This is a genomic window from Paenibacillus marchantiae (assembly GCF_028771845.1).
GTDB classification, from domain to species: domain Bacteria; phylum Bacillota; class Bacilli; order Paenibacillales; family Paenibacillaceae; genus Paenibacillus; species Paenibacillus marchantiae.
Map to the genome: position 1 here is coordinate 1,454,593 of NZ_CP118270.1, position 17,364 is coordinate 1,471,956.

Genomic DNA, 17,364 nt, shown 5'->3' on the forward strand with positions numbered 1-17,364 from the left:
TATGATCATCGATCAACAGGAGTTTAACGTAAAAGGATTGACCTATTCAATTAGGTCCGCAATGGAAAAGGATGCTGAGGCATTGTCTTCACTTCGTTTACAGATGGATGGAGAAACCGAGTATATGGATCGTGAGCAAGGTGAAGGCTTTATTGATCCAGCGGGGTTTGAACAACTAATCCGGTTGGACTCTGAGAAAGAGAGAAACCTGTTTCTCGTTACTATGGTAAAGGAACAAATCGTCGGGTATTCCAGGTGTGAAGGTGTTGATCTAAAGCGATTTTCTCATAAGGTTGAATTTAGCGTTTGTGTAGCGAAAGAGTTCTGGGGTTACGGGATCGGCAAGAAACTACTCGAACTATCAATAGATTGGGCAGACACGAATGGAATTGAGAAGATGACATTGAACGTGGTGGGGACGAACGATAAAGCGATGGAGCTTTACAAAAGAATGGGCTTCGAGATAGAGGGGACTGTGAAAAAGGATCGACGACACGCGGACGGTCGGTATTACGATACAGTTATGATGGGAAGGTTCAGGGGCTGAGGGGGAGAAGGTGGTGGTGAGAGGTTGGCTAACAATATACGCCACTCCTTTTATTATTCAATAACTATTCTAAATATGAAAGAACAGATACACGAGTAACTACTTATCTCTCATGGAGAGAGTTAATATCTATTAGATGTAGTTTCTTAAAATCTGATTTCATATATTGTTATAGAGGCTAATAGATATGTGCCATACAAGACTAAGTATCCCTTGAGCTACTAAATAGTGTTTCTTCAAAACGAATAGAATCTCAGTTTACTATGAACATTAACTATTACCTTTCTCAATAAGTTAATGATATTCAACATTGTCATATTTATTGAGTGTAGCAGATGGGGCTGATTGCAAGACAAAGATTGATTATAAATAGAAGGGAGATATAACGGTTCTATTTGTTCTCATAAACGGAGATAGAAAAATATTAATTAAGGGTTGCAATTTATTTTTGTACATGGTATATTCTAATTCCGGCCAAGAAAACACGAGAAACACGGTGCGGCAAGCGAATGAAATAAGCTTCGAAAGAAACTTAAAAAAAGAGCTTGCAAAGTTGGTTCGGATGTGATAAGATATAAAAGTTGCTGAGGTGAACAACACAAGGCGATGAAACAAGTTTGATCTTTGAAAACTGAACAACGAGTGAGTAACGATCTTGCTTGCAAGATCGACGCTGAGAAATCGGTACACATCTTCGGACTGTATGATTTCAAAGCAAAATAAATGAGATTTTTAATCTCGTCAGTTTCAAAATGAGCTTATCGCTCTTTTCAATACTTTATTGGAGAGTTTGATCCTGGCTCAGGACGAACGCTGGCGGCATGCCTAATACATGCAAGTCGAGCGGACTTGAAGAGAAGCTTGCTTCTCTGATGGTTAGCGGCGGACGGGTGAGTAACACGTAGGCAACCTGCCCTCAAGTTTGGGACAACTACCGGAAACGGTAGCTAATACCGAATAGTTGTTTTCTTCTCCTGAAGGAAACTGGAAAGACGGAGCAATCTGTCACTTGGGGATGGGCCTGCGGCGCATTAGCTAGTTGGTGGGGTAACGGCTCACCAAGGCGACGATGCGTAGCCGACCTGAGAGGGTGATCGGCCACACTGGGACTGAGACACGGCCCAGACTCCTACGGGAGGCAGCAGTAGGGAATCTTCCGCAATGGGCGAAAGCCTGACGGAGCAATGCCGCGTGAGTGATGAAGGTTTTCGGATCGTAAAGCTCTGTTGCCAGGGAAGAACGCTTGGGAGAGTAACTGCTCTCAAGGTGACGGTACCTGAGAAGAAAGCCCCGGCTAACTACGTGCCAGCAGCCGCGGTAATACGTAGGGGGCAAGCGTTGTCCGGAATTATTGGGCGTAAAGCGCGCGCAGGCGGTCATTTAAGTCTGGTGTTTAATCCCGGGGCTCAACCCCGGATCGCACTGGAAACTGGGTGACTTGAGTGCAGAAGAGGAGAGTGGAATTCCACGTGTAGCGGTGAAATGCGTAGATATGTGGAGGAACACCAGTGGCGAAGGCGACTCTCTGGGCTGTAACTGACGCTGAGGCGCGAAAGCGTGGGGAGCAAACAGGATTAGATACCCTGGTAGTCCACGCCGTAAACGATGAGTGCTAGGTGTTAGGGGTTTCGATACCCTTGGTGCCGAAGTTAACACATTAAGCACTCCGCCTGGGGAGTACGGTCGCAAGACTGAAACTCAAAGGAATTGACGGGGACCCGCACAAGCAGTGGAGTATGTGGTTTAATTCGAAGCAACGCGAAGAACCTTACCAGGTCTTGACATCCCTCTGATCGGTACAGAGATGTATCTTTCCTTCGGGACAGAGGAGACAGGTGGTGCATGGTTGTCGTCAGCTCGTGTCGTGAGATGTTGGGTTAAGTCCCGCAACGAGCGCAACCCTTATATTTAGTTGCCAGCACTTCGGGTGGGCACTCTAGATAGACTGCCGGTGACAAACCGGAGGAAGGTGGGGATGACGTCAAATCATCATGCCCCTTATGACCTGGGCTACACACGTACTACAATGGCCGGTACAACGGGCTGCGAAATCGCGAGATGGAGCCAATCCCAACAAAGCCGGTCTCAGTTCGGATTGCAGGCTGCAACTCGCCTGCATGAAGTCGGAATTGCTAGTAATCGCGGATCAGCATGCCGCGGTGAATACGTTCCCGGGTCTTGTACACACCGCCCGTCACACCACGAGAGTTTATAACACCCGAAGTCGGTGGGGTAACCGCAAGGAGCCAGCCGCCGAAGGTGGGATAGATGATTGGGGTGAAGTCGTAACAAGGTAGCCGTATCGGAAGGTGCGGCTGGATCACCTCCTTTCTATGGAGAATCGTTTCCCGAGTGGAAACATTCAAATATGCAGCTTAGCTGCAAAAACTACTCACTCGTTGCTCAGTTTTGAGAGCTCAAACTCTCAAACAGCTTGCTTTTGCATGGAGCTTGTTCTTTGAAAACTAGATATCGAAACGAAATTTTGCGATTTAGAACATTCCTTTTTAAGCTGAACTTGTGTTAGAACAAGTTTTAATAAATAGTGAAGACTGCATTGCGATGGTATTGAATGGGAGCGACTTTTGGCTTTGCGTAAGCAAAACAAGGGAAGCGAGCAGTCGAAACCGGAGCAACTATGGTTAAGCTACTAAGAGCACACGGAGGATGCCTAGGCGCTAGGAGCCGATGAAGGACGTGGCGAACAACGAAACTGCCTCGGGGAGCTGTAAGCAAGCTTTGATCCGGGGGTGTCCGAATGGGGAAACCCAGCTGGGGTAATTTCCAGTTACTCATAACTGAATACATAGGTTATGTAGAGGCATACCAAGGGAACTGAAACATCTAAGTACCTTGAGGAAGAGAAAACAATAGTGATTCCGTCAGTAGCGGCGAGCGAACGCGGAGAAGCCCAAACCAGAGAGCTTGCTCTTTGGGGTTGTGGGACATCTCACATGGAGTTACAAAGGAACCGGTTAAGCGAAGAGGTCTGGAAAGGCCCGCCAAAGAAGGTAAAAGCCCTGTACTTGAAAGTTGGTTCCCTCCGAGATGTATCCCGAGTAGTGCGGGGCACGTGAAACCCCGTATGAATCCGGCAGGACCATCTGCCAAGGCTAAATACTTCCTAGCGACCGATAGTGAAGCAGTACCGTGAGGGAAAGGTGAAAAGCACCCCGGAAGGGGAGTGAAATAGAACCTGAAACCGTGTGCTTACAAAAAGTCAGAGCCCGTTTTAGGGGTGATGGCGTGCCTTTTGTAGAATGAACCGGCGAGTTACGTTCCCGTGCAAGGTTAAGGTGAAGAGCCGGAGCCGCAGCGAAAGCGAGTCTGAATAGGGCGACTTAGTACGTGGACGTAGACCCGAAACCGGGTGATCTACCCCTGTCCAGGGTGAAGGTGCGGTAACACGCACTGGAGGCCCGAACCCACGCATGTTGAAAAATGCGGGGATGAGGTGGGGGTAGCGGAGAAATTCCAATCGAACTCGGAGATAGCTGGTTCTCCCCGAAATAGCTTTAGGGCTAGCCTCGGAAAACAGAGTCGTGGAGGTAGAGCACTGATTGGGTGCGGGGCCCGCAAGGGTTACCAAGCTCAGTCAAACTCCGAATGCCATAGACTTACTTCCGGGAGTCAGACAGTGAGTGCTAAGATCCATTGTCAAAAGGGAAACAGCCCAGACCATCAGCTAAGGTCCCCAAGTGTGTGTTAAGTGGGAAAGGATGTGGAGTTGCACAGACAACCAGGATGTTGGCTTAGAAGCAGCCACCATTGAAAGAGTGCGTAATAGCTCACTGGTCGAGTGACTCTGCGCCGAAAATGTAACGGGGCTAAACACACCACCGAAGCTATGGCTTGATGCTTTGCATCAGGGGTAGGGGAGCGTTGTATAAGGGTTGAAGGTGTACCGTAAGGAGCGCTGGACATTATACAAGTGAGAATGCCGGTATGAGTAACGAAAAGATCAGTGAGAATCTGATCCGCCGAAAGCCTAAGGGTTCCTGAGGAAGGCTCGTCCGCTCAGGGTAAGTCGGGACCTAAGGCGAGGCCGAAAGGCGTAGTCGAAGGACAACAGGTCGAAATTCCTGTACCACCGTAAGCCGTTATGAGCAATGGGGGGACGCAGCAGGGTAGTGACGCGGACTGATGGATGTCCGTCTAAGCAGTGAGGCTGATGTGTAGGCAAATCCGCACATCGTAAGGCTGGGCTGTGATGGGGAGCGAAAATTATAGTAGCGAAGGTCATGATCTCACACTGCCAAGAAAAGCCTCTAGCCAGGTGATGGTGCCCGTACCGCAAACCGACACAGGTAGGCGAGAAGAGAATTCTAAGGCGCGCGGAAGAACTCTCGTTAAGGAACTCGGCAAAATGACCCCGTAACTTCGGGAGAAGGGGTGCCCCGGTAGTGTGAATAGCACGAGGGGGCCGCAGTGAAAAGGCCCAAGCGACTGTTTAGCAAAAACACAGGTCTGTGCGAAGCCGTAAGGCGAAGTATACGGGCTGACGCCTGCCCGGTGCTGGAAGGTTAAGGGGAGCGGTTAGGAGCAATCCGAAGCTGTGAACCGAAGCCCCAGTAAACGGCGGCCGTAACTATAACGGTCCTAAGGTAGCGAAATTCCTTGTCAGGTAAATTCTGACCCGCACGAATGGCGTAACGACTTGGGCGCTGTCTCAACGAGAGATCCGGTGAAATTTTAATACCTGTGAAGATGCAGGTTACCCGCGACAAGACGGAAAGACCCCATGGAGCTTTACTGCAGCTTGATATTGAATTTGGGTACGATCTGTACAGGATAGGTGGGAGCCTTTGAAGCATGAGCGCCAGCTTGTGTGGAGGCACCGTTGGGATACCACCCTGATCGTATCTAGGTTCTAACCTGGTACCGTAATCCGGTGCGGGGACAGTGTCAGGTGGGCAGTTTGACTGGGGCGGTCGCCTCCTAAAGAGTAACGGAGGCGCCCAAAGGTTCCCTCAGAATGGTTGGAAATCATTCGAAGAGTGCAAAGGCATAAGGGAGCTTGACTGCGAGACCTACAAGTCGAGCAGGGACGAAAGTCGGGCTTAGTGATCCGGTGGTACCGCATGGAAGGGCCATCGCTCAACGGATAAAAGCTACCCTGGGGATAACAGGCTTATCTCCCCCAAGAGTCCACATCGACGGGGAGGTTTGGCACCTCGATGTCGGCTCATCGCATCCTGGGGCTGAAGTAGGTCCCAAGGGTTGGGCTGTTCGCCCATTAAAGCGGTACGCGAGCTGGGTTCAGAACGTCGTGAGACAGTTCGGTCCCTATCTGTCGTGGGCGTAGGAAATTTGAGAGGAGCTGTCCTTAGTACGAGAGGACCGGGATGGACGTACCGCTGGTGTACCAGTTGTTCCGCCAGGAGCACCGCTGGGTAGCTATGTACGGAAGGGATAAGCGCTGAAAGCATCTAAGCGTGAAGCCCCCCTCAAGATGAGATTTCCCAGTATGTAAGACCCCTTGAAGACGACGAGGTAGATAGGCTGGGGGTGGAAGTGCAGCAATGCATGGAGCTGACCAGTACTAATCGGTCGAGGGCTTATCCAATATGCAAGTTATAAATCGCACATTTCGTTTCGGATCTAGTTTTCAGAGAATAAACTCTGAATGTAAGCTAAGCTATGCGTTTGGTGGCGATGGCGGAGGGGTTCCACACGTACCCATCCCGAACACGACCGTTAAGCCCTCTAGCGCCGATGGTACTTGGACCGCAGGGTCCTGGGAGAGTAGGACGCCGCCAAGCGAAACCCCTTTGGGGTATTTTTTTTCGATTTTTCATACGGGCCCTTAGCTCAGTTGGTTAGAGCGCACCTCTGATAAGGGTGAGGCCGGTGGTTCGAGTCCACCAGGGCCCATAGTAATACCAGATATACTAAAGTGTATGGGGCCATAGCTCAGCTGGGAGAGCGCCTGCCTTGCAAGCAGGAGGTCAGCGGTTCGATCCCGCTTGGCTCCACCATTCCCTGATAGCTCAGTTGGTAGAGCACTCGACTGTTAATCGAGTTGTCACAGGTTCGAGTCCTGTTCGGGGAGCCATTAAGGCCCGTTGGTCAAGGGGTTAAGACACCTCCCTTTCACGGAGGTAACAGGGGTTCGAATCCCCTACGGGTCATAGCCATATTTATTAGCTTAAAATGGGATGAGAATCCCAAAGGTTCGTCGGAGGATAAACTTCGTTAGCAATGGCTTCGCAGTCTCGAACGAAGTGAGAGTATCCCCTACGGGTCATATTTACATGGAGGCTTAGCTCAGCTGGGAGAGCATCTGCCTTACAAGCAGAGGGTCGGGGGTTCGATCCCCTCAGCCTCCACCATATAGATTTCTGAATAACGACGCGGGGTGGAGCAGCCCGGTAGCTCGTCGGGCTCATAACCCGAAGGCCGCAGGTTCAAATCCTGCCCCCGCAATTATACTTTCTTTCAAGAAAGTGATCTGGAACCGTGGTGTAGTTGGCCTAACATGCCTGCCTGTCACGCAGGAGATCGCGGGTTCGAATCCCGTCGGTTCCGCCATTTTAATCTTTACATGAGGAAGTTGTTCACTTAATCTGCAATATGGCACCGAACGCCCTAGATAAAGTGTAACGTTCCAAGATTAAACTTTATTGTGGCTCGGTAGCTCAGTCGGTAGAGCAGAGGACTGAAAATCCTCGTGTCGGCGGTTCGATTCCGTCCCGAGCCACCATTTATCACCACTTAATATGCCGGTGTAGCTCAACTGGTAGAGCAACTGACTTGTAATCAGTAGGTTGGGGGTTCAAGTCCTCTCGCCGGCACCATGTAATCCTGGAGGATTAGCGAAGCGGCCAAACGCATCAGACTGTAAATCTGCTCCCGTACGGGTTCGGTGGTTCGAATCCATCATCCTCCACCAGTTTTTCGAGTCATTAGCTCAGTTGGTAGAGCACCTGACTTTTAATCAGGGTGTCGAAGGTTCGAGCCCTTCATGACTCACCATTATATGCGCGTGTGGCGGAATTGGCAGACGCACTAGACTTAGGATCTAGCGTCTTTGACGTGGGGGTTCAAGTCCCTCCACGCGCATCCCTTATATGCGGAAGTGGCTCAGCGGTAGAGCATCGCCTTGCCAAGGCGAGGGTCGCGGGTTCGATTCCCGTCTTCCGCTCCAATATTTTGCGCCCTTAGCTCAGCTGGATAGAGCGTTTGACTACGAATCAAAAGGCCGGGAGTTCGAATCTCTCAGGGCGCGCCATTTATAACTTCATATGCCGGCGTGGCGGAATGGCAGACGCGCTCGACTCAAAATCGAGTGGGAAACCGTGGAGGTTCGAGTCCTCTCGCCGGTATAGATAACGGGATGTAGCTCAGCTTGGTAGAGCACCTGGTTTGGGACCAGGGGGTCGCATGTTCAAATCGTGTCATCCCGATTTTTACATGCGGGTGTAGTTCAATGGTAGAACTTTAGCCTTCCAAGCTAATAGCGTGGGTTCGATTCCCATCACCCGCTTTATAGAAATGCAAAAAAGAGATGGTTTCTGCCATCTCTTTTTTTGTATTTTTTTACGTTTCCATCAGATTTCGAATACATAGTTCAATGTTAGTAACTTATCGGATCATAGCTTATGAACAGTGGGAGAATACACAACACCCACAGTGATAAAGCTATGTTTATTTGCCGTTTTGTAAAACGCTTACAAAAATATCTTGCCTAATCCTTCGGCCTGTAATACTATATCAATTAAGCGCTTAACCTTTAGGGGTAAGGCGCTTAAACTTAACGTAGATTAAGCGCTTAACCCGTAAAGGGAAGGGAGATGATCATTCCATGACAACTATTAGAATGACGATGGCTCAGGCACTGCTCCGATATCTGGATCAGCAATATATTTCCGTTGATGGGGTGGAAACCAAGTTTGTGAAAGGTGTTATCGGCATTTTCGGTCACGGTAACGTAACTGGTATTGGAGAGGCACTGGAGCGTAGTTCTGGAAGTCTGACGTATATGCAGGGTAAAAATGAACAAGGCATGGTACATACGGCAGCAGCCTATGCCAAGCAGAAGAACCGTAGACAGATATATGCCTGCACAACATCCATCGGACCAGGAGCACTGAACATGATTACCGCAGCGGCAACGGCAACGGTCAATCGTATTCCCGTTTTACTGCTTCCGGGTGATAACTTTGCCACGCGTGAACCAGATCCCGTGCTGCAGCAGCTGGAGGTAAGCGGCGATTATACGATTTCAGCCACTGATCCGTTCAAAGCGGTCAGCAAATACTGGGATCGCATCGTGCGTCCCGAACAGCTGATGATTGCTGCCACGCAGGCGATGCGCGTGCTGATGGACCCGGCGGAGACGGGCGCGGTAACGCTGGCGCTGCCGCAGGATGTGCAGGCAGAGGCGTACGATTACCCTGAATCGTTCTTCGCCCGCAAGGTGCATTACCTGGACCGTCGTCCCCCGGTCCAGGCGGCAATAGAACGGGCAGCGCAGCAGATTGCCCGTGGCAGGAAGCCGCTGATTGTAGCAGGCGGCGGCGTGTTGTATGCCGAGGCATCTACACAGCTGGCTGAATTCGCCGAGGCATTTGGCATTCCGGTTGCCGAGACGCAGGCTGGCAAGAGTGCCTTGGCGTGGGACCACCCACTTAATGTGGGGGCTATCGGCGTTACCGGCTCGCTGGCTGCCAACAGGCTTGCCAGAGAAGCAGATGTGGTAATCGGCGTCGGCACCCGGTTCTCGGATTTTACGACGGCGTCTCGCTCCGCTTTTCAGCATCCCGAAGCGGCTTTCATCAATATTAACCTGAACGGCATGGATGCCGCCAAATTGGGTGGCGAAGCGATTTTGGCGGATGCACGGGAAGGTCTGCAAGCTTTGCAAGCGGCTTTACAGGGACGGCAGTACCACAGTGGATACGGAACATCTGAGATCGCCGACCTGCGGGATGAGTGGAACACCGAGGTGGATCGACTCTATGGACTGCAACATGAGGCAGGGTTGGCACAGACAACCGCGGTCGGTGTAATTAATCGGACCATTGACCCTTCTTCCGTCATTGTGTGTGCGGCGGGAAGTTTGCCTGGAGACTTGCACCGTCTATGGCGCGCGTCTGCACCGAAAACATACCACATGGAGTACGGCTTCTCCTGTATGGGCTATGAGGTGAGCGGTGCATTCGGAGCAACTCTTGCGGAGCCGGATCGTGAAGTGTATGCCATGGTGGGTGACGGTAGTTACCTAATGCTTCATTCTGAACTGGTGACGAGCTTGCAGGAACAGAAGAAGATGACCATTTTACTATTCAACAACAACGGATTTCAGTGTATTCATAATTTGCAACGGGAGCACGGAAGTGACGGTTTTGGCAACGAGTTTCGCTATCGGGAATCGGAGAGTGGACGACTGACCGGGGATTACATGCCTATGGATTTTGCAGCCCATGCCCGCAGCCTTGGAGCCAAAGCCTATAAGGCAGAGACGACAGAACAATTGGAGCAGGCGATCAGAGATGCACGGAATGAGACCGTGACTACACTGATCGAAATTCCAGTCGTGCCTGGAACCAATACTGGCGGATATGAGTCCTGGTGGAATGTGGGCGTGCCAGAAGTGTCCAACGAGGAAAAGGTGGTAACGGCTCACCACGCCATGCAGGCAAACCGTGCCAAAGTAAGACCTGTTTAATAGGCCATTTTGCATAAATTCAAAGAGTGTCTTTCACATCTGCATGATAAAGAGGGAATGCTTCACGTGTATATATGTTGTATGAATCAGGGTGCTTCTTCCTCTAAATATTTTCACCCAGCAACGAGTTACATCGAATGATGCAAAAATGTTGAACCACAAAAGGAGACGTGGAGCCATGAACAAGCTGCCATTTCAGCTCGGGATTCATCCGATCAACTGGGTCGGAGAGGATGTAAAGGAGCATGGTGATGCAACAACATGTGAACAGATTCTGGATGACATTCAGCGACTTGGCCTGACAGGTACGGAGATGGGACGCAAATATCCCATGGATCCAGACACATTGCGGGAGGAGCTGGGCAAGCGCAATATACGCCTCGTTTCCCAGTGGAAATCGGTATTGTTCTCCGACCCGGCGTATCGCCAGTCTGAGCTGGACAGCTATCGCAGACATGCGGAGTTTCTGCAATCGATGGGCAGTACGGTGATCAGCACGGCGGAAGTAGGTGGCTCCCTGCATTTTGACCCAAGGCGGACACCGTATGAAAAAGAAGTGTTGAGGCTCAGTGAATCGGAATGGCACATCCTTGCTGAGGGGCTGAACGAAGCAGGTGCCATCGCCCGTGAGCACGGGTTGAAGCTGACGTATCATCACCATGGCGGTACCGTTGTTGAGCAACCGGAAGAGATCGATAAATTGATGGAACTGACTGACCCATCTCTTGTTTATTTGCTCTATGACACAGGTCATGCTTACTACGGCGGAGCTGACCCGTTAGCTCTCCTACGCAAGCATTATGACCGGATTGCCTATATTCATCTGAAGGATATCCGTCCTCAAGTGTTGGACGCAGCACGGGCGGAACAGTCTGATTTTGTGGGCTGTATTCGTAAAGGGGTTTTTACGGTTCCCGGAGATGGATGTATTGATTTTGCACCGATTCTGCAGGAGTTGGTCACACGGGGGTATGATGGCTGGGCGATGCTTGAAGGCGAACAGGACCCTGCGATTCATAATCCGTATGAGTATGCGCGGCGATCGTTGCAATATATGGAGTCCTTAGACTAGCACAGCTGATAAAGTCATGGCCATCGGGAGAGAGCCATACCATGAGGTAAACCAGATTATGAGTGTGAGTTTGATGAATGTATCATTCCAAATCCCATCAAAAGAAAGGGGTTCAAATACAATGACTTACGTATCCTTTCCTAATTCCAGGAAGATGGATTTCACCGCGATTGGCCGTCTGTGCATCGACTTGAATGCCAATGAGATCAATCGCCCGATGGAAGAGACGATGACTTTTACAAAATATGTGGGCGGATCTCCGGCTAATATCACGATTGGCATGTCCAGACTCGGTATGGAAACGGCATTTATCGGTAAAATCGCGAATGACCAGATGGGCAGGTTCATCAACAGTTATCTGGAGCGGAACGGGATCGATACGTCAAATGTGGTAACGGACGATACCGGAGCGGTGACAGGACTTGCTTTTACCGAGATCAAAAGTCCAACCGATTGCAGCATTCTAATGTATCGTGACCATGTGGCTGATCTGCTATTGCAGTCGAGAGAGGTGCAGGAACAGCTGATTGCCGACTCCAAAGTGCTGCTGATCTCAGGTACAGCCCTCGCCCAGAGCCCATCTCGTGAAGCGGTATTCCAGGCGCTGGCATATGCGAAAAAGCATGGCACAATCATTGTGTTCGATCTGGACTATCGTCCTTACACATGGACATCAGCCGAAGAGACGGCGGTCTATTATAACCTCGCGGCCGAGAAATGCGATATTATCCTGGGCACACGTGAAGAGTTCGACATGATGGAAACGTTTGACCATAATCCAGACCATAGCGATCAGGTGACCGCACAAAAATGGTTCGATTTCTCAGCTGAAATTGTCGTCATCAAACATGGCAAGGAAGGCTCCATTGCCTATACAAGTGAAGGGCTATCTCATCAAGCGGACAGCTACCCTGCGCGTGTGGTGAAGACCTTTGGAGCAGGTGATTCCTACGCGGCGGGATTCCTGTATGGGTTGATGCAGGGATGGACGATTGAACGCAGCATGGCGTTTGGCAGTGCGGCAGCATGTATCGTTATTTCCAGCCACAGCTGCTCGGATGCGATGCCAACGGTGGAACAAGTGAATGACTATATCGAACGCTGCAATCGGGGCGAAATTACGGTGTCTTGAAGCGTGTTGAAGTACTTGGAGTGGATGGAGAAATTGACGCAGCGCACATATAAGCGAAGGGAGACAGGGCTATGGGAAAAGGAATTTCAGAAGCGTCAGTAACAGCGACAATGGTTCAAAACTGGATCGGGGGTGCCTGGGTGGCCCCGGCGGCAACCCGTACGGAGCCGGTCGTAAATCCGGCTACGGAAGAGGTCATTGCACACGTACCGCTGTCTGAACAGGCGGATGTGGATTTGGCCGTCCAGACGGCACGGGAGGCGTTCCCGTCCTGGAGTGGCACACCGGTTCCCCGCCGTGCACGGATTCTGTTCCGCTACCAGCAGCTGCTGGTGGAGCACTGGGAAGAACTTGCCCGGCTGGTTACGCTGGAGAACGGTAAAAGCTACGCGGAAGCCTACGGCGAAGTGCAACGTGGCATCGAATGTGTCGAATTCGCAGCAGGCGCCCCGAACCTGATGATGGGCAAACAGCTGCCCGACATTGCCACCGGGCTGGAGTCAGGCATGTATCGGTATCCGATCGGTGTTATTGGGGGAATAACCCCCTTCAACTTCCCGATGATGGTACCGTGCTGGATGTTCCCGCTGGCGATTGCGTGCGGCAACACCTTTGTCCTGAAACCGTCCGAGCGCACACCGCTGCTGGCAGGCCGTCTGGCTGAGCTGTTCAAGGAAGCAGGGCTTCCGGACGGCGTGCTCAATATCGTTCACGGTGCGCATGACGTCGTGAATGGACTGCTTGAACACAAGGATGTTCAAGCGATCTCTTTTGTCGGATCACAGCCTGTGGCTGAATATGTTTACACTACCGCATCCGCACATGGCAAACGGGTACAGGCGCTTGCTGGTGCCAAAAATCACTCGATCGTTATGCCGGACGCCGATCTCGACCTGACAGTGAAAGAAATCACCAGTGCGGCCTTCGGCTCAGCCGGAGAACGCTGTATGGCCTGCTCGGTTGTTGTGGCCGTCGGCGATGTTGCAGACACGCTGGTGCAAAAGCTGGTGGAAGCAGCAGATCGTATCACGATTGGTAACGGTATGGATGAAGGGGTATTCCTGGGTCCTGTCATTCGTGGCCCGCATAAGGAACGTACACTTAGCTACATTGAATCCGGAGAACAGGAAGGCGCTGCTCTGATCCGGGATGGTCGTAAAGATGAAGCGACAGGCAAGTCTGGTTATTTCGTTGGTCCGACGGTATTTGATGAGGTGCAGAGCACTATGAAGATTTGGAAGGACGAGATTTTTGCACCGGTACTCTCGGTAGCGAGGGTAGCTACGTTGGAGGAAGCAGTGGAACTGGCCAACCGTTCCGACTTTGCCAACGGAGCTTGCCTGTTCACCCGCAGTGGAGCAAGCATGCGCCAATTCCGTGAAACGATTGATGCAGGCATGCTGGGCATTAACTTGGGCGTACCTGCGCCAATGGCATTTTTCCCTTTTTCCGGCTGGAAGAAATCGTTCTACGGTGATTTGCATGCCAACGGTACAGATGGCGTTGAATTTTATACTCGCAAAAAAATGGTTACTGCCCGCTGGTAGTCACTCAGGGCATACCCAGCCAATGGAAGAACGTTGAGTCCACATGGACACATACAGGGAGGATAACGGAATGGGCAAGGATAAAGTGAGAATTGGCATCGTCGGCGCTGGTCGTATTGGTAAAATTCATGCGGACAATCTCCTGCGCAACCCGCATGCCGAGATTGTTGGCATCAGTGATTTGTTTGCAGGACCCGAGCTGGAGGAGTGGGCTTCCAGCCGTGGCATTCCGGTGGTAACGACAGATAGCAGCCAGCTGATCGCCATGCCAAATGTGGATGCAGTGCTGATCTGTTCCTCAACAGATACGCATGTACCCCTGATTGAACAGGCAGCCCAGGCGGGCAAACACATTTTTTGCGAGAAGCCGGTCAGTATGGATCTTCATCAGACTCAGGCAGCTGTTGCAGCCGTGCAGAAGGCTGGGGTAAAGCTGCAAATCGGATTCAATCGTCGCTTCGATCATAACTTCAAACGTGTACGTGCACATGTGCAGGAGGGAACGATTGGTGATCCGCATATTATTAAAATTACTTCTCGTGACCCGAGTCCGCCGCCAGCGGAGTACATCCGGGTGTCTGGCGGAATCTTCATGGATATGATGATCCATGATTTCGATATGGCCCGGTATCTGTCCGGTAGTGAGGTGGAGGAAGTCTATGCCCAGGGCAATGTGCTGATTCATCCTGTTTTTGCGGAACACGGCGATGTGGATACGGCCATTGTGACGTTGAGTTTTGAAAATGGAGCAATCGGCGTCATTGATAACAGCCGCCAAGCGGTATATGGATACGATCAGCGAGTCGAGGTATTTGGCTCATTGGGCAGCGCAACAGCTGCGAACGATCATCCGAATACGGCAGAAATTAGTACAGCAAATGGATTGATGCGCGACAAGCCGCTGCACTTTTTCCTGGAGAGATACAACGAAGCTTACGTGCAGGAGACTGCTCTTTTCATCGACGCGATTCGGAACGATACACCTGTCATCGTAAACGGGAATGATGCCGTTCAGGCAGAACGCATCGCAATCGCCGCGCGCATGTCCATGGAACAAGGCAGACCTGTGAAGCTGCGGGAAGTCCCGGGGATGTCGGTGGAGTCGCAGACGGTTGCCCCATAGAGCTATTTTCAAAATAACAAGTTCATTTCATCTAATAGACAGCCGTCAGGATTACGGATAAATACCGGAAGGAGTGGAAGGAAGCATGTCAGAACGCGTAGTAAAACCTGTGTTGAATCCAAAAGCAGACGGAACGTTGTTGACGGTCACACCAGAGTCTGCGGGATGGGAATATGTTGGGTTCCAGGTGGTGCAGCTTGCGGAGGGACAGACCCTAACTCGTGAGAGCGGGGATCAGGAACTCTGTATTGTGCTTCTCAGCGGCTTGGCGAATATAAGTACTCGTGAATATACGTGGGAGAATATCGGGAAAAGAATGAGTGTTTTTGAAAAAATTCCTCCGTATTCGATTTACGTATCCAGTTCAGATCGAGTGGAGTTAACAGCTCTTACCGCATTGGAGATTGCCATATGTGCAGCACCAGGTAAAGGCACGTATCCAGCTCGTCTGATTGCCCCGGATGATGTAGGTGTTGAGACGCGTGGTTACGGCAATCTGGAACGACAGATTCACAATATATTGCCGGAACAAAAAGAAGCAGACAGTCTGCTTGTTGTTGAGGTGTTCACACCAGATGGACATTGGTCTAGTTATCCGCCGCATAAACATGACCGGGACGCTCTGCCTGACGAATCATTGCTAGAGGAGACGTACTATTTCCGAGTGCAGCCTGAGCAGGGGTTTGCCATCCAACGGATATACACCGATGATCGAGCTGTAGATGAGACGCTTGCAGTGAACAACGGCGAAGTTGTGCTTGTTCCGTGTGGATACCATCCGGTAGGTGCTCCTCCGGGATACGAGGTCTACTATCTGAATGTGATGGCAGGACCAACCCGAACCTGGAAGTTTCATAACGACCCGGACCATGATTGGCTGATGAATAAAAAGTAGTATCGGCTTCAAGTTGCGTATGCGGACTTCCCCCTGCATAATGAGAAGAAAACGATTACCTATATATAAGGGAATTTATATATAGCACAAATGGGGAAATAACAATGAAAGCAACCATATATGATATAGCACGCGAGGCGGGGGTATCCATTGCAACCGTCTCACAGGTCATTAACGGCAAAGGTAAAATTAGCGAGAAGCGGCGCGCCGAGATTATGGAGATCATGGAGCGGCTTCACTACCAGCCGAGCGCTATTGCTGCTGCACTTACGGGTAAGCAGACATACACGCTCGGGCTGCTCGTGCCCGATATCTCTAATCCGTATTTTGCCGAGCTGGCCAGAGCGGTAGAAGATCGCAGTCGGCAGTTGGGTTATAGCGTCGTGATTTGCAGCACAGATAATAAGGACGAGCGGGTAGAGCGGTATTTGAATCTGCTTCAGCAAAAAAGGGTCGACGGCATGATGATCGGAACAGGTATCGACAATGCCGAGATTCTGTCTCCACTCCTGCAACAGTCGATACCTGTTGCTCTAATTGCCCGCCATATGCCGTCGTTATCGGTACATACCGTTGCGATCGATGACAGGCTTGGTGGCGCCTTGGCAGCACAGCATCTGCTTGAATTGGGTCATAGTCACGTAGCGGTGCTGTCCGAACCGTTCAAAGTCAGCAGCAGTCAGGAACGTGTACGCGGATTTCGTGAAGCATTGGAGCAGGCGGGTTACTCTCTTGAAGCCGATCAGGTGAGAGAGTCATATGCCGATTTGGGTTCAGCCAAAAAAGAGGCGCTCGTGCTGCTCACGGAAAAGAATCGAGCCACAGGCATCTTCTGTTGTAACGACATGCAGGCAATTGGTGCGCTTCAGGCTGCCAAAGAACTAGGACTGCGTGTGCCTGAAGATGTATCAATCATCGGATTCGATAATACGATTCTGGCTTCGGTAACCAGTCCGCCTCTGACGACGGTTGCCCAACCTATTGAGGATCTGGGGCGTCGTGCCGTTGATTTATTAATTGATGAGCTAAAAGATGAAGGCAAATCACCACAGAAAATTGTCCTGAAGCCTGAATTGGTCATTAGAGACTCAACAGGAAAGGTATCAAATCAATCTTGAGAACACAGCCCTGTCCAGAAACATATACGTCGTCCATACAAAACAAGCCGCATGCCCCTAAGGGTGAACGCGGCTTGTTTGAGTTAAATCTTGAACTTCTTCACTTCCTCGTACAGCGTATTGGCATGCTGCGCCAGCTCATTGGAACGTTCCGAGATGCTTGTAATGTAATTGAACTGTTCTTGCGTGGAAGAAGCAACCTCTTCCGTGGAAGCCGCGCTCTGTTCCGACATGGCTGCAACACTGGAGATCATTATGAA

General features: G+C 50.8%; 9 protein-coding genes, 17 tRNA genes and 3 rRNA genes. 28 read left to right on the top strand and 1 reads right to left on the bottom strand.

Annotated elements, in window-relative coordinates:
• Position 1 precedes the first annotated feature (1 nt).
• The 28 genes from PTQ21_RS06570 (at position 2) to PTQ21_RS06705 (ending at position 17,104) form a co-directional block, all read left to right on the top strand.
• Positions 2-547 (top strand): GNAT family N-acetyltransferase, encoded by a 546-nt coding sequence (locus tag PTQ21_RS06570; protein WP_274569224.1) that lies wholly within the window; start codon positions 2-4, stop codon positions 545-547.
• Between the two features lie 778 nt (positions 548-1,325).
• Positions 1,326-2,878: ribosomal RNA gene (locus PTQ21_RS06575) — 16S ribosomal RNA — on the top strand.
• Positions 2,879-3,187: 309 nt separating this feature from the next.
• Positions 3,188-6,113 (top strand): 23S ribosomal RNA (locus PTQ21_RS06580).
• Between the two features lie 79 nt (positions 6,114-6,192).
• Positions 6,193-6,309, top strand: a 5S ribosomal RNA gene (gene rrf / locus PTQ21_RS06585).
• The 16S, 23S and 5S rRNA genes sit together here with 17 tRNA genes alongside, the layout of an rRNA operon.
• A 38-nt stretch (positions 6,310-6,347) precedes the next feature.
• Positions 6,348-6,421, top strand: a tRNA-Ile gene (locus PTQ21_RS06590).
• 28 nt (positions 6,422-6,449) lie between these two features.
• Positions 6,450-6,525: transfer RNA gene (locus tag PTQ21_RS06595), tRNA-Ala, on the top strand.
• 1 nt (position 6,526) lies between these two features.
• Positions 6,527-6,602: transfer RNA gene (locus PTQ21_RS06600), tRNA-Asn, on the top strand.
• A gap of 4 nt (positions 6,603-6,606) precedes the next feature.
• Positions 6,607-6,678 (top strand) — tRNA-Glu (locus PTQ21_RS06605).
• 125 nt (positions 6,679-6,803) lie between these two features.
• A tRNA-Val gene (locus PTQ21_RS06610) sits at positions 6,804-6,879 on the top strand.
• 20 nt (positions 6,880-6,899) lie between these two features.
• Positions 6,900-6,973: transfer RNA gene (locus PTQ21_RS06615), tRNA-Met, on the top strand.
• Between the two features lie 27 nt (positions 6,974-7,000).
• Positions 7,001-7,078, top strand: a tRNA-Asp gene (locus tag PTQ21_RS06620).
• A 96-nt stretch (positions 7,079-7,174) separates the two neighbouring features.
• Positions 7,175-7,250, top strand: a tRNA-Phe gene (locus PTQ21_RS06625).
• Positions 7,251-7,268: 18 nt separating this feature from the next.
• Positions 7,269-7,344 (top strand) — tRNA-Thr (locus PTQ21_RS06630).
• Positions 7,345-7,353: 9 nt separating this feature from the next.
• Positions 7,354-7,439 (top strand) — tRNA-Tyr (locus PTQ21_RS06635).
• A 7-nt stretch (positions 7,440-7,446) separates the two neighbouring features.
• Positions 7,447-7,522: transfer RNA gene (locus PTQ21_RS06640), tRNA-Lys, on the top strand.
• A 6-nt stretch (positions 7,523-7,528) separates the two neighbouring features.
• Positions 7,529-7,609, top strand: a tRNA-Leu gene (locus PTQ21_RS06645).
• A gap of 10 nt (positions 7,610-7,619) precedes the next feature.
• A tRNA-Gly gene (locus tag PTQ21_RS06650) sits at positions 7,620-7,694 on the top strand.
• A 7-nt stretch (positions 7,695-7,701) separates the two neighbouring features.
• Positions 7,702-7,778: transfer RNA gene (locus tag PTQ21_RS06655), tRNA-Arg, on the top strand.
• A 15-nt stretch (positions 7,779-7,793) separates the two neighbouring features.
• A tRNA-Leu gene (locus PTQ21_RS06660) sits at positions 7,794-7,872 on the top strand.
• A 7-nt stretch (positions 7,873-7,879) separates the two neighbouring features.
• Positions 7,880-7,953 (top strand) — tRNA-Pro (locus PTQ21_RS06665).
• Between the two features lie 9 nt (positions 7,954-7,962).
• A tRNA-Gly gene (locus PTQ21_RS06670) sits at positions 7,963-8,033 on the top strand.
• A 318-nt stretch (positions 8,034-8,351) separates the two neighbouring features.
• Entirely contained in the window at positions 8,352-10,217 is a 1,866-nt protein-coding gene (iolD, locus tag PTQ21_RS06675) for a 3D-(3,5/4)-trihydroxycyclohexane-1,2-dione acylhydrolase (decyclizing) (RefSeq protein WP_274569225.1), read from the top strand.
• Between the two features lie 178 nt (positions 10,218-10,395).
• Entirely contained in the window at positions 10,396-11,289 is an 894-nt protein-coding gene (gene iolE, locus PTQ21_RS06680) for a myo-inosose-2 dehydratase (protein ID WP_274569226.1), read from the top strand.
• Positions 11,290-11,410: 121 nt separating this feature from the next.
• Entirely contained in the window at positions 11,411-12,421 is a 1,011-nt protein-coding gene (iolC, locus tag PTQ21_RS06685) for a 5-dehydro-2-deoxygluconokinase (protein ID WP_274569227.1), read from the top strand.
• A 71-nt stretch (positions 12,422-12,492) separates the two neighbouring features.
• Positions 12,493-13,968 (top strand): CoA-acylating methylmalonate-semialdehyde dehydrogenase, encoded by a 1,476-nt coding sequence (locus PTQ21_RS06690; protein WP_269453533.1) that lies wholly within the window; start codon positions 12,493-12,495, stop codon positions 13,966-13,968.
• A 70-nt stretch (positions 13,969-14,038) separates the two neighbouring features.
• A complete protein-coding gene (gene iolG, locus PTQ21_RS06695) occupies positions 14,039-15,091 on the top strand; it encodes an inositol 2-dehydrogenase (protein WP_274569228.1) in 1,053 nt (350 codons plus the stop codon).
• Between the two features lie 85 nt (positions 15,092-15,176).
• Complete coding sequence (iolB, locus tag PTQ21_RS06700; protein ID WP_274569229.1) at positions 15,177-15,986, top strand: 5-deoxy-glucuronate isomerase; 810 nt, start codon at positions 15,177-15,179, stop codon at positions 15,984-15,986.
• Between the two features lie 104 nt (positions 15,987-16,090).
• The gene (locus PTQ21_RS06705) at positions 16,091-17,104 is read left to right on the top strand and encodes a LacI family DNA-binding transcriptional regulator (RefSeq protein ID WP_079697755.1); all 1,014 of its coding nucleotides are present in this window, start codon (positions 16,091-16,093) and stop codon (positions 17,102-17,104) included.
• Positions 17,105-17,187: 83 nt separating this feature from the next.
• On the opposite strand, the gene PTQ21_RS06710 is transcribed toward PTQ21_RS06705, so the two are convergent.
• Positions 17,188-17,358, bottom strand: coding sequence for a hypothetical protein (locus tag PTQ21_RS06710; RefSeq protein ID WP_274569230.1), 171 nt, complete (start codon positions 17,356-17,358; stop codon positions 17,188-17,190).
• Between the last annotated feature and the right edge of the window lie 6 nt (positions 17,359-17,364).

Coding starts and splice junctions, on each gene's coding strand:
- PTQ21_RS06570 (WP_274569224.1), top strand. CDS start 2: ATGATCATCGATCAACAGGAGTTTAACGTAAAAGGATTGACCTATTCA.
- iolD (WP_274569225.1), top strand. CDS start 8,352: ATGACAACTATTAGAATGACGATGGCTCAGGCACTGCTCCGATATCTG.
- iolE (WP_274569226.1), top strand. CDS start 10,396: ATGAACAAGCTGCCATTTCAGCTCGGGATTCATCCGATCAACTGGGTC.
- iolC (WP_274569227.1), top strand. CDS start 11,411: ATGACTTACGTATCCTTTCCTAATTCCAGGAAGATGGATTTCACCGCG.
- PTQ21_RS06690 (WP_269453533.1), top strand. CDS start 12,493: ATGGGAAAAGGAATTTCAGAAGCGTCAGTAACAGCGACAATGGTTCAA.
- iolG (WP_274569228.1), top strand. CDS start 14,039: ATGGGCAAGGATAAAGTGAGAATTGGCATCGTCGGCGCTGGTCGTATT.
- iolB (WP_274569229.1), top strand. CDS start 15,177: ATGTCAGAACGCGTAGTAAAACCTGTGTTGAATCCAAAAGCAGACGGA.
- PTQ21_RS06705 (WP_079697755.1), top strand. CDS start 16,091: ATGAAAGCAACCATATATGATATAGCACGCGAGGCGGGGGTATCCATT.
- PTQ21_RS06710 (WP_274569230.1), bottom strand. CDS start 17,358: ATGATCTCCAGTGTTGCAGCCATGTCGGAACAGAGCGCGGCTTCCACG.